The sequence below is a fragment of the Lachnospira eligens genome (assembly GCF_009680455.1).
Lineage (GTDB): Bacteria > Bacillota > Clostridia > Lachnospirales > Lachnospiraceae > Lachnospira > Lachnospira eligens_A.
This window is the reverse complement of the sequence record NZ_WKRD01000004.1, coordinates 181386-194205: the sequence shown is the minus strand read 5'-3', so window position 1 is coordinate 194205 and position 12820 is coordinate 181386. Positions and strand designations below refer to the sequence as shown.

At 39.0% G+C, this 12820-nt stretch carries 16 protein-coding genes; 1 reads left to right on the top strand and 15 read right to left on the bottom strand.

The window, feature by feature from the left end:
- The 3 genes from sufB to GKE48_RS06540 all read right to left on the bottom strand — a co-directional run bounded on the left by sufB (position 1) and on the right by GKE48_RS06540 (position 4534).
- Complete coding sequence (gene sufB / locus GKE48_RS06550; protein ID WP_012740411.1) at positions 1-1407, bottom strand: Fe-S cluster assembly protein SufB; 1407 nt, start codon at positions 1405-1407, stop codon at positions 1-3.
- Between the two features lie 20 nt (positions 1408-1427).
- Entirely contained in the window at positions 1428-2168 is a 741-nt protein-coding gene (sufC, locus tag GKE48_RS06545) for a Fe-S cluster assembly ATPase SufC (protein WP_012740412.1), read from the bottom strand.
- A gap of 173 nt (positions 2169-2341) precedes the next feature.
- Positions 2342-4534, bottom strand: coding sequence for a putative bifunctional diguanylate cyclase/phosphodiesterase (locus GKE48_RS06540; protein ID WP_118350691.1), 2193 nt, complete (start codon positions 4532-4534; stop codon positions 2342-2344).
- 154 nt (positions 4535-4688) lie between these two features.
- On the opposite strand from GKE48_RS06540, the gene glpK reads away from it, so the two are divergent.
- On the top strand, positions 4689-6179 hold the full coding sequence (gene glpK / locus GKE48_RS06535) for a glycerol kinase GlpK (RefSeq protein WP_154300699.1): 1491 nt from the start codon (positions 4689-4691) through the stop codon (positions 6177-6179).
- Positions 6180-6315: 136 nt separating this feature from the next.
- Here the strand turns inward: glpK and queF are convergent, their stop codons facing one another.
- The 12 genes from queF to GKE48_RS06475 form a co-directional block, all read right to left on the bottom strand.
- A complete protein-coding gene (queF, locus tag GKE48_RS06530; RefSeq protein WP_022098312.1) occupies positions 6316-6798 on the bottom strand; it encodes a preQ(1) synthase in 483 nt (160 codons plus the stop codon).
- Between the two features lie 15 nt (positions 6799-6813).
- The gene (gene queC / locus GKE48_RS06525; RefSeq protein ID WP_022098311.1) at positions 6814-7497 is read right to left on the bottom strand and encodes a 7-cyano-7-deazaguanine synthase QueC; all 684 of its coding nucleotides are present in this window, start codon (positions 7495-7497) and stop codon (positions 6814-6816) included.
- A gap of 12 nt (positions 7498-7509) precedes the next feature.
- Positions 7510-8082: a GTP cyclohydrolase I FolE gene (gene folE / locus GKE48_RS06520; RefSeq protein WP_055214613.1), complete on the bottom strand. Its 573-nt coding sequence runs from the start codon at positions 8080-8082 to the stop codon at positions 7510-7512.
- Between the two features lie 87 nt (positions 8083-8169).
- Positions 8170-8835 carry a putative 7-carboxy-7-deazaguanine synthase QueE gene (queE, locus tag GKE48_RS06515; RefSeq protein WP_022098309.1) on the bottom strand — a complete coding sequence of 222 codons (666 nt, stop codon included), beginning with the start codon at positions 8833-8835 and terminating at the stop codon, positions 8170-8172.
- Between the two features lie 15 nt (positions 8836-8850).
- Positions 8851-9270 (bottom strand): 6-carboxytetrahydropterin synthase QueD, encoded by a 420-nt coding sequence (queD, locus tag GKE48_RS06510; protein ID WP_055287860.1) that lies wholly within the window; start codon positions 9268-9270, stop codon positions 8851-8853.
- A 430-nt stretch (positions 9271-9700) separates the two neighbouring features.
- On the bottom strand, positions 9701-10219 hold the full coding sequence (locus GKE48_RS06505) for an O-acetyl-ADP-ribose deacetylase (protein WP_022098307.1): 519 nt from the start codon (positions 10217-10219) through the stop codon (positions 9701-9703).
- 20 nt (positions 10220-10239) lie between these two features.
- A complete protein-coding gene (locus GKE48_RS06500) occupies positions 10240-10413 on the bottom strand; it encodes a YccF domain-containing protein (protein ID WP_012740421.1) in 174 nt (57 codons plus the stop codon).
- Position 10414: 1 nt separating this feature from the next.
- The gene (locus GKE48_RS06495) at positions 10415-10633 is read right to left on the bottom strand and encodes a hypothetical protein (protein WP_055214003.1); all 219 of its coding nucleotides are present in this window, start codon (positions 10631-10633) and stop codon (positions 10415-10417) included.
- A 70-nt stretch (positions 10634-10703) separates the two neighbouring features.
- Entirely contained in the window at positions 10704-11390 is a 687-nt protein-coding gene (locus tag GKE48_RS06490) for a PAS domain-containing protein (RefSeq protein WP_055214005.1), read from the bottom strand.
- A 13-nt stretch (positions 11391-11403) separates the two neighbouring features.
- Positions 11404-11796, bottom strand: a complete 393-nt coding sequence (locus GKE48_RS06485) for a pyridoxamine 5'-phosphate oxidase family protein (protein ID WP_055287861.1) — start codon at positions 11794-11796, stop codon at positions 11404-11406.
- Between the two features lie 58 nt (positions 11797-11854).
- Positions 11855-12346: a hypothetical protein gene (locus GKE48_RS06480; protein WP_242854951.1), complete on the bottom strand. Its 492-nt coding sequence runs from the start codon at positions 12344-12346 to the stop codon at positions 11855-11857.
- Positions 12343-12723: a hypothetical protein gene (locus tag GKE48_RS06475; protein ID WP_228003398.1), complete on the bottom strand. Its 381-nt coding sequence runs from the start codon at positions 12721-12723 to the stop codon at positions 12343-12345. The genes GKE48_RS06480 and GKE48_RS06475 overlap by 4 nt, the downstream gene beginning before the upstream one ends.
- Between the last annotated feature and the right edge of the window lie 97 nt (positions 12724-12820).

The window sequence follows — 12820 nt, the reverse complement described above, 5'->3', positions numbered from 1 at the left end:
TTAACCAATGCTGCCCTTCATCTCAAGCTTAATAAGATTATTCATCTCCATTGCATACTCAAGCGGAAGCTCCTTAGATACATTATCAGCAAATCCTGAAACAATCATTGCTCTCGCATCATCTTCCGGAATTCCTCTTGACATAAGATAAAATACAGCATCATCACTGATTCGTCCAATTGTTGCCTCATGTCCTACATCCGCATCATTAACACGGATATCCATAGCCGGAATTGTATCAGATCTTGAAATATCATCTATCATAAGTGACTGACATGAAACTGATGATTTACTCTTCTTAGCCTTGGTAGTCATTGTTACCGCACTTCTGAAAGTACTGATTCCGCCACCCTTAGATATTGACTTAGTACTTACAACTGATGTTGTAGCTGGTGCGTTATGAACTACCTTCATACCTGTATCAAGGTTCTGTCCTGCTCCTGCAAATGTAATTCCTGTGAATTCACAGCTTGAGCGTTCTCCATTAAGGATACTCATAGGATACAGATATGATACATGCGAACCAAATGAGCCTGAAACCCATTCAATCTTACCACCTTCAGCAACAGTTGCTCTCTTAGTGTTAAGATTATACATATTCTTGCTCCAGTTCTCAATTGTTGAGTAACGAAGCTTTGCATTCTTAGCCACAAAAAGCTCAACCGCACCTGCATGAAGATTGGCAACATTATATTTAGGTGCTGAACATCCTTCAATAAAGTGAAGACTTGCACCCTCATCAACAATAATAAGTGTATGCTCAAACTGACCTGCTCCTGCAGCATTAAGTCTGAAATATGACTGCAGAGGAATCTCAAGATTAACTCCCTTTGGTACATACACAAATGAACCACCAGACCATACAGCTCCGTGAAGTGCTGCGAACTTATGATCCTGTGGTGTAATAAGCTTCATAAAATGCTCGTGTACCATATCTGCATATTCACCTGTAAGTGCACTTTCCATATCAGTGTATACAACACCCTGATCAGCAACCTCCTTACGGACATTATGGTATACAAGCTCTGAGTCGTACTGTGCTCCAACTCCGGCTAATGACTCTCTCTCCGCCTTAGGAATACCTAATCTGTCAAATGTATCCTTAATCTCTTCTGGTACATCCTTCCAGTCACCCTTCATATTCGTATTGGCACGAACATAAGTAGCAATATTATCCATATTGAGTCCATCAATAGACGGACCCCAGTCAGGCACCTGCATATTATTATATATCTCTAATGACTTAAGTCTGAACTCTCTCATCCAAGCAGGATCATGCTTCTCTTCTGATATCTTCTCAACGATTTCTGGAGTAAGTCCCTGCTTTATTCTATAAGAATCGTTCTCTTCGTTCTTAATATCATAAACACTTCTGTTTATGTCATCTACAAATGTCTTTTCTTCCATTACAAGCCTCCGAGCCTTAATTACTTGATGAATCTTTCGAAACCATTCTCATTGATATCATCAATCATAGCACTGTCGCCTGTTGCAACAACATTACCATTGACAAGAACATGAGTATAATCCACCTTAAGTGCCTCTAAGATACGGGTGCTGTGAGTGATAATAAGAAGTGCTCCGTTCTGAGTCTTCTGATATTCTTCAACACCTAGCGATACTGTCTTAACAGCATCTACATCAAGTCCTGAGTCAGTCTCATCAAGAATAGCAAGAGAAGGCTCAAGCATAAGAAGCTGTAATATCTCAGCTTTCTTCTTCTCACCACCTGAGAAACCAACATTAAGGTCTCTGTCCATATATGATGGATCCATCTGAAGGAATTCCATCTTCTCCTGAAGGAGCTTCTTGAACTTGAAGTATGTCATCTTCTTTCCACGCTGCTCCATAGAACTTCTTATAAAATTACCAAGTGTGATACCAGGAACCTCAATAGGATTCTGGAAAGACAGAAAAAGACCTGCCTGTGATCTCTCAGCAACATTCTTAGAAAGTAAATCTTCTCCGTTAAATGTAACCTTACCACCTAATATCTCATATCTTGGGTTACCCATGAGAGCATAACCAAGAGTAGACTTACCTGCTCCGTTAGGTCCCATAAGTACATGAGTCTCTCCCTTATTAAGAGAAAGATCAACCCCATGAAGTATTTCTTTATCTTCAACACCAACCTTAAGCTGGCTCACATTTAATATTTCCTGTGCCATAATGCCTCCTTAGCTGTACATTCTTTTAGCAACACACATAATATCATTGAAAGAAAAGGTTGTAAAGTTATTCATAATAACAATTGTTACTATTGTTTAACATAGTTACTTCTCTTTTGCGGCTTGAACCCACAATTCCATCTCCCGTTTCTTTGCATCATTAATATTGCTTACTATTTCCCTTGCGAATATATCATCTGTTTCTTTTTCTCTATTTCGGAAACCATCGTATCTTCATATATATATCTTACCTCCCTGAGATAATATATAAATACAGGTATCTCATCACTGTAATCCTTGCTCTTTGACACAACCAACTCCATCCACTTATACTCACCATCAAGAAGCCGTCTGAATATCAATCTCAATGATTTTTTATTGTTTCTGAAATGCTCAAGCACCCTGTCTGGATTGGCAAAATCTCTATATGTCCCGGCATCCTCAGGGTGAACTACTCCCATATCAATATATTTGTCAATATATTCCTTAATACTGCCTGATAATCCGGCATCTCTTATTATGTCCTCCTGGGTTGACTTTATAGGTTCATATCTGTCATGCAGAAAATCAGCCCTGAGTATCTTAATAAATGTATTATATATAATATCCATTGCATCTTCTCTTGCACCTGCCTGATAATCAGCTTCTTTCCATGTGAAAAGCACTCTCCTGTTATCCTCAGAATAATTTGTTGGCTTAGTAACCTCAAATACATACCATTTATATGTTCCATCCATATTATATCTTATCTGGTATGTTCCTCTTTCTTTCCCCTCATCAAGCTGTTTCTTAATTCTGCCAAGATTAATAGCTTCCTTGTAAAGTGAAACATCATCCGGGTGGATAACACCATACTTAATATATCTGTCTGCATATTCTGCAATAGTCTTAGGTCTTGGTGTCATAACATAATCAGGCTCATCTGTCCTTCTTATAAAGTGATATGCTCCCGTATCAAGATCAACATCTGCAATCTTCCAGAAGTAATCAGTTATCTCCTTAAGATAAGACTTATCATTCTTTCTTGTTTTTAAAATAATAAGCTTATCAGCTACGTTGTCCTTATCATCAACAAGCTTCTCATAATCACTTATAGGCATAGGTCTGTAATAATAGTATCCCTGTGCATATTCACAGCCCAGGATTTCAAGCAGCTTAAGCTGTTCATCAGTCTCAATACCCTCAGCAATAGCCGGAATATCGAGCTGTCTTGCCATATCAAGAACTGCAGTTATAATGCTTACACCTTTATCATTATTTTCCGGATTAAGGTCTAGAAATTTCATATCCAGTTTCAGAACATCTGCATCAATATCCTTAAGCATGTTAAGTGATGAATATCCGCTTCCAAAATCATCAATAAGAATCTTAAAGCCCGCATTCTTAAATGCCTTCTCCGTATCCTTAATTACCGAGCCATTCTCCACATATGCACTCTCTGTAATCTCTATTTCAATATACTCTGTTGAAATATTATATTTTTCAATCATGCCTTTAAGTATTCTTACAACATCCATAGAGTATATATCTGCTCTCGAAACATTTATTGATATTGGCAGTACTGTTCTTCCCTCATCAAGCCATCTTCTTATAGTCTGACATACTTTATCCCATATATACACATCAAGTTTATTTATGAATCCATTCTTTTCAAGCAGCGGTATAAACTGTCCTGGTGAAATAAATCCTTTCTCAGGACTTATCCATCTCACAAGTGCCTCAGAACCAATAATCTTACCTGTCTGTAATATACATTTGGGTTGAAGATAAAATGTAAATTCTCCATTATCCATTGCACTGCATATCTCTGGCATAAGCTTTGCTTCTGCTTCCTGTTCCCTTGCCATACTATCATCATACCAGAAGATATCCTTATCAGGGCGCTGTTTTGCTATCTCTAGCGCACCATACGCATAGTCACACATCTCACCTGTAGTTATATCCTTATCTGCAGTCTTATATGCACCATAATATGCCCTTGTAATATCATGCCCCCTGTATCCGTTAACAATACCTGATATTCTTTTTCTGATTAGATTAATCACATCATCGTTCTCTTCAAATATAACACAGAAATTATCTCCACCCATATATCCGGAAATTGTTCCATACCCGGCATCTATACTCTTAAGAGCTTCTCCAATCTCTATAAGAAGCTCATCACCAGTTTCACGACCATACCACTTATTAATAAGGTGAAAATTCTCTATATCTATCGCCAGTATGCAATATGTTTTGTTATCAAAAAGTACTGTTTTATCAGCTATTCTCCAGAAAGTTCTTCTTAATGGAAGATTCGTAGCCAGATCATAATTATATCTATCAGGGTTAATCCTTAACTTATTGTACCTGCTCATGTCTACCATAGCTGCCTCCTTTGTACCCTCAATATCTTATAAGCCCACGTTGCTCAAAATACCATCTCCATTTTATCATTATTACATTGATAAAACAATAATTTAAATATAAAATAACTATCAACTGGATATGTTTAAAAAATTATATAAAGGAGACTTTAACATGGCAAAATACATAATGGCTCTTGATGCCGGAACAACAAGCAACCGCTGTATTCTTTTCAACAGAAGTGGTGAGATGTGCAGTATTGCACAGAAAGAATTTACACAATATTTTCCAAAACCCGGCTGGGTCGAACATGATGCAGATGAAATCTGGTCAACGATTCTGGAAGTTGCCAGGCAGGCTCTTGCAAATGTAGGTGCTAATGCGTCAGATATTGCCTCAATAGGAATAACCAACCAGCGTGAAACAACAGTTGTATGGGACAGACATTCTGGTGAACCCGTATACAATGCTATTGTGTGGCAGTGCAGAAGAACTTCAGAATATGCAGATTCTCTTAAAGAGAAAGGGCTTACCGAAACAATCCGTAATAAAACCGGTCTTGTTATTGATGCATATTTCTCTGGAACCAAATTAAAATGGATTCTTGATAATGTTAAAGGTGTCCGTGAGCGTGCCGAAAAAGGGGATCTTCTTTTTGGAACAGTTGAAACATGGTTAATCTGGAAACTTACTAAAGGTCAGGTTCATGCCACAGATTATTCCAATGCATCAAGAACAATGCTTTTTAATATTAACACTCTTGAATGGGATGACGATATATTAGCCCAGCTTGATATTCCAAAATGCATGCTTCCAAAGGCGGTCCCATCAAGCAGCATATTCGGTGAGACCTCCGCTGAATTCTTCGGCTGTCCTATTCCAATCGGAGGAGCTGCCGGCGACCAGCAGGCAGCACTTTTCGGACAGACTTGTTTTGATGCAGGAGAGGCCAAGAATACATACGGGACAGGCTGCTTTCTTCTTATGAATACAGGAGAAAAGCCTATTTTCTCCAAGAATGGTCTTGTTACTACTATTGCATGGGGACTTGACGGTAAAGTGAACTATGCCCTTGAAGGCTCAATATATGTAGCCGGAGCTGCCATCCAGTGGCTTCGTGATGAAATGCATTTTATAGATTCTTCACAGGATTCAGAATATATGGCAAGAAAGGTTCCCGATACCAATGGATGCTATGTTGTTCCTGCATTTACAGGACTTGGTGCACCGTACTGGGACCAGTATGCAAGAGGTACTATCTTAGGAATAACCCGTGGTGTCAACAAATATCACATTATACGCGCTACACTTGAATCAATTGCTTATCAGGTAAACGATGTTCTTGCTGCAATGAAGGCAGATTCAGGCATAGAACTTTCTTCTCTTAAGGTCGATGGTGGTGCAAGTGCTAACAATCTTCTTATGCAGATGCAGGCAGATATATCCGGTGCTCCTGTAAACAGGCCTGTATGTGTTGAAACAACTGCCATGGGTGCGGCTTACCTTGCCGGACTTTCAGTTGGTTACTGGAAAAGTACCGATGACATAAGAAAGAACTGGTCTGTAGACAGAACATTTGACCCTGAAATCACCCAGAATGAGCGTGATTCCAAAGTCAGAATGTGGAAAAAAGCTGTTTCTTATTCATTTAACTGGGATAAATAATTCCGTCGGATGATTCTTCTAACATATAAAAGCGATATTGTATAAAAGTAAATTCATACAATATCGCTTAATCTTTTTATTACCTTACAGCACTCTTCTGGTTTTTGTGCATTGCACGAAATTTAATAATGTTATTTTACCTATTATCCACCTTCTCCGGATACATATCATGATTTGCCATACGGTTGAATGCCACATCTTCCCACTTAGTTCCTGGCTTTCCATAATTGCAGTATGGATCAATGGAAATTCCACCACGGGGTGTGAATTTGCCCCACACTTCAATATACTTTGGCTCCATCAGCTTAATCAAATCCTTCATAATCACGTTCACGCAGTCCTCGTGAAAATCCCCATGATTACGGAATGAAAACAGGTACAGCTTTAAGCTCTTGCTTTCCACCATTCTCTCGCCTGGGACATACGAAATAATAATGTTTGCGAAATCAGGCTGCCCTGTAATTGGACAGAGACTTGTGAATTCCGGGCAGTTAAACTTCACGAAATAATCATTTTCCGGATGTTTGTTTACAAATGTTTCAAGCAGGCCAGGGTTGTAATCTGTCTCGTAATTGTTCTGCTGGTTGCCTAATAATGTTAAATTCTCTTTTTCTCTCATAGCTTTCTCCAATTTTTATTTTATTGCAGGGTCACTTACCCCATTTGCTGCAAATGCAGCCGCTCTGTCGATACAGGTTCCACATTTGCCGCAAGGCACATCCTTTCCTTCATAGCAGGACCATGTAAGCTCGTATGGTGCGTTAAGCTCTAAGCCCATCTTCACCACCTCCGCCTTAGTCATATTCACAAATGGCGCCTCCACCTTTAACTGATGTCCTGAGCCCTCAAAAATCGCCTGATTCATAGCATCATTAAACATCGGTGAACAGTCTGGATAAGCAAAACCAGCTGAATCATCTGCATGTGCGCCATAAAGAATCACGCTGCAGTCCTTGCTTAGTGCAATGCTTGCCGCCGATGAAAGAAACAGTCCATTTCGAAATGGCACATAGGTGCTTACAGGCTTTTCGCCCTCCGTCTTTTCAATCTGCATGGCATAGCTCTCCTCTGGAATTTCCTCTGTAGACTGCTGCAATAAAGAGCAGTTGCTATATTGAAAAATCTTACTCAGATCCAGGAATAACTGCTCCACTCCGTAAAATGCAGAAACAGCCTTTGCCGCCTGAATTTCTTTATCGTGCTTCTGTCCATAAGAAACTGACAGAGCAATTACATTGTCCTTTCCATATCGGCTCACTGCCAATGCCAGTGCCGTAGTGGAATCCACGCCACCGCTTGATAATACTAATGCTTTCATAACTCATCTCTCCTATCTTAGATACATTTGTAATGCTGCATCGTCCTTAAAGCTTCCTCTTAACTCTACAGTCATTGTTCTCGTGTTGTTTTTCTTAATTCCTCTTGCCGACACACAGCTGTGATATCCTTCAAGCACCACCGCAACATCCTCGCTTCCTGTTATCTCTGTCATAATGTCCGCAATATCCTGACCGATTCTTTCCTGTAACTGCAGTCTTCTTCCAACCATATCGCATATTCTTGCAATCTTTGATAAGCCTATAACCTTCCCATTAGGAATGTACGCAACTGTCGCCTTCATATCATACATAAGCGCCATATGGTGCTCGCAGTAAGAAAACAGGTCGATGTCCTTCATAACTACAACCTTAGAAGTATCAAGTTCCTCAATTCCATCCTCAAATGTCTTATCAAACATCTGCGCAATTTCGTGATTGGAGTAATTCATCCCAAGAAAGACCTCCTCGTACATCTTCGCAACTCGCTTTGGTGTATCCTTTAAGCCCTCCCTCTCCGGGTCGTCGCCCAATGCAACAAGAATCCCTCTAATATGCTCCTCAATTGCTTTCGTATCTATCATCATAATCTCCATTCTTGCTTCACCCCGCAAACTTTGGGCTGAAAGCACAAATTTGCACGTAAAAAATCTTTGATATTAGGATTTTTCACATTATACGCCCCTTTCCTCTGGGTTCCAGATTACCTTGTGCATCTGAATCTGAAGACGCACATCATTCATCCTTTTACTGGTCATGAAATTCACGATTTCCACTGGCTCAATTGAACCAAACACTGAGCTTATGAATACCTGGCATCTTTCTGTCAGATGAAATTTTTCAATTATTTTCTCTGCACATTCCAAATCATTAATGCTGCCCGAAACGAACTTGACTGTGTCCTGCTTTCTTAAAGCCTCCATATTGGAGAGAAGCATTTTCTCCTCACAGCCGCTGGATGGCAGCTTGTAATCCATAGTAAGGCTAAGTTTTTCTTTTGAAAATGCATTGGCAAGGGGAGCAATATCAACCGCTCCATTAGTTTCAATCTCTACTCGAATGTCCGATTTGTTCAATAATTTTTCTACCAGACTCCTGATATCCTTCTGTAATAAAGGCTCTCCCCCTGTCAGCGTCACATTTTTAATGCCTGTCTCACTGACATATTCACAAATCTTATCTGGTGACAGCTCCTCGTAATCACAAGCTGGCTCATTGGCCCACTTTGTATCACAGTAGGAGCAATTCAGGTTACAACCCTTGAATCTGATAAACACCGCCAATTCTCCGGCTCTTCTTCCCTCTCCATTAATACTTATAAATTTCTCAACAACTTTCATATTAGTTTCTTTCCTTTATTGTTCGTATGCTGCTACATTATTAGGTGTCTCGTATACTTCCACTCTGTGGATTGGAAAGCCTTTTACACTCATCAGCTCATAGAAATATTTTGAAAAATGCTCCGCAGTAGGTCTGAAGCCAACTTCAATCATACGAAACTCCTCCGCCTGTAATGCAGCAATTGTCGCACCTTTTAGAGAACCTTTTTCATAAATCAAGCTGTGGTCAAAATCATCACAGATATCCTTCAAAGCATTTTTTAAATCAGAAAAATCCACAAGCATTCCTCTTGTCTGACCCTCATCCTTTAACTGGTCTGCTGCTATTTCAACAACAACTCTCCAGCGGTGACCATGAAGATTCCTGCATTTTCCGGCATACCCCTTCAGAAAATGTGCAGAATCAAAGCTGTTCTCGGTTTTTAAATAATACATTTTAGTTTCTCCTCTAATTTATTGTGGAATAAAAACAGAATTGCTTAGAAAAGAACGTGCCCCACTGTGAGCACATATAGAAAGCCCTGTAAATGTATACACACCTACAGGGCTAAATTACATAAAAAGTCTTCTTAGCAGCCCTGGTTTTATTTAACGACAGGATGGTACAAACGAACTGTCGCGCATTTTTATGCGATATGTCTATTATAAATATTTTTCTGGATATGTCAATGTAAATTTTCCCCCAGCAGCTGCACCTTTATCACGTTCATTATGCGTGCCGAGTATGTTTCCTGAATTTCTCCTGCAAATGTTATTGAAACCATATCATTTACTACCAGGTCAGACAGCGCAATCTCTGTTTCCTCCTTCGTCCATGAAGTTTTATATTTGACCCTATTAAACCAATCCTAAACCGATTAATCTTTTAATATATCTTATCAACCTCATCTTCATACACTGATTCAGTATGAGTATCAAATAGCACCCATTCCACCAGATCAAAACAATCTGGATTATCCTGCAAGAACCGGTTTACTGTATGTACCGCAATCTTTGCCGCCAACTCAACAGGAAAACTATATACTCCCGTTGATATGGAAGGAAATGCAATAGACCTGATTCCATTATCCATTGCCAGCTTCATAGAATTAAAATAGCAGTTAGCAAGAAGCTCCTCTTCTCTATCTCTGCCTCCATTCCATATCGGTCCTACAGTATGAATAACATAATCGCATGGTAAATTATAGGCTTTTGTTATCTTTGCTTCTCCAGTCACGCATCCGTGAAGTGTCCTACACTCAGCCAGAAGTTCCGGTCCTGCGGCTCTATGAATCGCACCATCTACACCGCCTCCGCCAAGAAGAGAGTTATTTGCTGCATTAACAATTGCCTGCACATCTGTTACTTTTGTTATATCTCCTTTTACTGTCTTAATCAAATACATCTTTCTTACCTGCCTGTTTATTATATTACCTCTGCCCCAAATGGCATCAGAGACAATTTAGCAATTTTGAAAAACTGCTTTCCGAAAGGAATTCCAATAATTGTTATACAACATATCAGACCTGCCAAAACCCACGACAGTCCACTCAACAATCCACCACATATAAACCAAAGTATATTTCCTAATATGCTCATATCAATATTCCTTCTCTATCTCTCCATCTATTCCATACATTTTCTTGAATGCATCAAGGTCTGCCTGATTTTTAATCAGCATAACCTCCTCTATCTTACCTGTATGAATGTCCTTAAAGCCTGCAACCTGCTCACCATTACATATGCTTGCCTTGATTACCGGTTTCTTATTTTCTTTATCATATGTCTTCATAACTATCTTTTTCTTAAAGAATCCCACTCTGAGCACCTTCTTTTGACTTTGCCATCAGTATAACAACTGCCTATACCATTCATCCTTCGTCATATCATCACCACAAATCGTATGGTTTCATGGTTTCTGAATTTCGATATTCATGTTTCTCATAATATCCTATCAGCTTACTCTCATCTCTGAGTGCCACCATGTAAACATCTTTATTCTGTTTCTCATTATGAAAAGTATAAACGATATTATGGCTTTCATCTGCTGCAAACCAGTCCACGACCTGCTGTATTTTATTCCTAGATTCCGGACTATGACAATCTAACAAACTTCTTCCAATAAGTTTATCTCCGCCTCGCTTCGCATAGCTGGTAACAGCTGCAGTATTCATGTAGATAATCTCATGTTTGAGATTGCATATAACAACGGATGCCCTGTCCTGATCAACAATACTCTTATAAAAGCTGACATAGGATTTAAACTTAATTACCTTTTCATTATCCAGCCTCTTTTGAAGTTGTGGTTTCTTTCTTCGATAATAATCGTATATCTCTTCATCAGGTATCCAGATTTGTGCCTCATTTATCTTATCAAGTACAGCTTCAACAATCTGTTCATCTGCCAGTAAATCAGGTACTTTATCATGCTCTGTTACATACTTTTTGTATTCTTCATACACCCATCCTGTAATCTTATCCTTCTGCTTCATCTTTAGATTACTAAATTGTTTGTTCATCTGTAAAATCTGACCATCAATCTTTTTATGTATTTTAGTTTTCTTACTTTTTGCCATCTTCAGCTATCCTTTAAAACTTCACTATTTCCGGTTCATGGGTAAATGATGAGAATGTGGCTGTTGCATTCTTGAAATAGAATACCTCGGTATTTCCATCATCTGCTGAGTACATATTCTGTAAAGATGGATAAGCATCAAGCATAGACTGTCTTGCTTCTCTTCTGTCATCTTCTACAAGTTCTCCGGCTACACGAAACCACTCGCCATTTTTAAATGCACAAATTTCTACCTTCGGGTTTGCGTGAATCTGCTTTGAAACATCCTTTACCTTGCCAGTCTGAATATACAGCTTTCCTTCAAAAATGTGTGCTGTTCCAAAAGGTCTTACCCTTGGCTGGTCGCCTTCTACTGTTGCCAAATAATATGTCTCTGCTTCTTTTAAAAATTTAGCTACTCGTTCCATGATGTAATCCTCCTGAATTGATTAATATCGTTTCATATTTACAAGCAGTTTCATTCTATTAGTTATAAAGGTATATCTTCAATAAATCTGTTGTTGCTTTGTCATTTATGACGGCCCGTCCTATTGTTATGCCATTGCTGATGATAATATATTCTCCGTTTTCATATCTGGCATTTACCAAATCATCTTCCCCTTTTAAGTCTATACATATACTTGATATAATTCCGCAAATCTCCTCTTGTGAGCTTCCGCTTTTTATCTCATAAGCATAATCCGCATCTCCTATCTCATTCAGATCAGTTACCAAACAATACTCCGCTCCATTCATCAGCATTTCTTCATTCAAAGTTGGTAATTGAGCCGTCTTATACTCATTAAATAAAAAGATAACTACAAGCGCAATGAATGCCGGAAAAAAGATACCGCCAAACCGCTGTGCATAATTTTGTTCTTCCCACCGCTTGCTATGACGACCAAACAGCGGTATTTTCATCTGCACCAAACCTGCTCCTATACTTACAAGCAAAAAATAAAATATAACTTTTATCAAAGACTCATCCCCCATTTAATCATTAATAAAAATATCGTTCCTAAAACGACGCCTACTAACCATATAAAGCGAAACACCTTGTTATATCTCGAACTATTAGAACAAGGAACAAGCCAATATTCCTGTGGAAACTCCAAAATGTATTCTTTTAATTCCTGCTTCAATTCCATGACTATACTCCACATTAATCCAAATAGCACAATGCACACCGTTCCATAATATGTAATTGATGCATTTGTAACCACAGCAAAGAAATAATGTGCCATCTTAAGAAGGAAGATACACCACGCAATACAGCATGAAATTGTAAACGCCCTTTTCATTTTCCACTTCAAACCAAATATAACCTCTGGAACGAATACAGTCAATGCCCCCATCGGCAATCCTCCTGTTCGTCCATGTGTGAAATCGCTCTCCGACTCCAAAGACCAAATTCCTATCAATACTATTACTGCTGGTATTAGTATGGTGCAG

Coding starts and splice junctions, on each gene's coding strand:
- sufB (WP_012740411.1), bottom strand. CDS start 1,407: ATGGAAGAAAAGACATTTGTAGATGACATAAACAGAAGTGTTTATGAT.
- sufC (WP_012740412.1), bottom strand. CDS start 2,168: ATGGCACAGGAAATATTAAATGTGAGCCAGCTTAAGGTTGGTGTTGAA.
- GKE48_RS06540 (WP_118350691.1), bottom strand. CDS start 4,534: ATGGTAGACATGAGCAGGTACAATAAGTTAAGGATTAACCCTGATAGA.
- glpK (WP_154300699.1), top strand. CDS start 4,689: ATGGCAAAATACATAATGGCTCTTGATGCCGGAACAACAAGCAACCGC.
- queF (WP_022098312.1), bottom strand. CDS start 6,798: ATGAGAGAAAAAGAGAATTTAACATTATTAGGCAACCAGCAGAACAAT.
- queC (WP_022098311.1), bottom strand. CDS start 7,497: ATGAAAGCATTAGTATTATCAAGCGGTGGCGTGGATTCCACTACGGCA.
- folE (WP_055214613.1), bottom strand. CDS start 8,082: ATGATGATAGATACGAAAGCAATTGAGGAGCATATTAGAGGGATTCTT.
- queE (WP_022098309.1), bottom strand. CDS start 8,835: ATGAAAGTTGTTGAGAAATTTATAAGTATTAATGGAGAGGGAAGAAGA.
- queD (WP_055287860.1), bottom strand. CDS start 9,270: ATGTATTATTTAAAAACCGAGAACAGCTTTGATTCTGCACATTTTCTG.
- GKE48_RS06505 (WP_022098307.1), bottom strand. CDS start 10,219: ATGTATTTGATTAAGACAGTAAAAGGAGATATAACAAAAGTAACAGAT.
- GKE48_RS06500 (WP_012740421.1), bottom strand. CDS start 10,413: ATGAGCATATTAGGAAATATACTTTGGTTTATATGTGGTGGATTGTTG.
- GKE48_RS06490 (WP_055214005.1), bottom strand. CDS start 11,390: ATGGCAAAAAGTAAGAAAACTAAAATACATAAAAAGATTGATGGTCAG.
- GKE48_RS06485 (WP_055287861.1), bottom strand. CDS start 11,796: ATGGAACGAGTAGCTAAATTTTTAAAAGAAGCAGAGACATATTATTTG.
- GKE48_RS06475 (WP_228003398.1), bottom strand. CDS start 12,723: ATGGGGGCATTGACTGTATTCGTTCCAGAGGTTATATTTGGTTTGAAG.